Source organism: Desulfocicer niacini (genome assembly GCF_054657595.1).
Genome location: NZ_BAAHYK010000206.1, coordinates 1 through 329, shown reverse-complemented (window position 1 = coordinate 329; position 329 = coordinate 1). Strand labels below are relative to the sequence as shown.

The 329-nt window shown below is 54.7% G+C and carries 1 protein-coding gene; it reads left to right on the top strand.

Annotation, left to right across the window (positions count from 1 at the left end; translation table 11 throughout):
- Positions 1 to 329 (top strand): glycogen/starch/alpha-glucan phosphorylase (locus ACYQ2M_RS25410; protein WP_459919191.1); only part of this gene is annotated, 329 nt, incomplete at both ends.

Genomic DNA, 329 nt, shown 5'->3' with positions numbered 1-329 from the left:
GCAGGGCCGGTGGCCTACTTTTCCATGGAATTCGGTATCCATGAGAGTATACCCATCTTTGCCGGTGGACTGGGTGTCCTTGCCGGAGATTATTTAAAAGCCTCATCCAATATGGCCCTCCCCGTGGTGGGTGTGGGGTTGCTCTACCGCAAAGGGTATTTTCATCAATACCTAGATCAGGAGGGATGGCAGCAGGAAGACTATCCGGAAATTCAATTGAATCATCTTCCCCTGGAGCGGGCAAGGGACCCCCAGGGTAATGAGATCAGCATTTCCATTATGGGACCCCAGGGAGCCGTTCGGGCCTTTGTGTGGCGGACCCGGGTGGG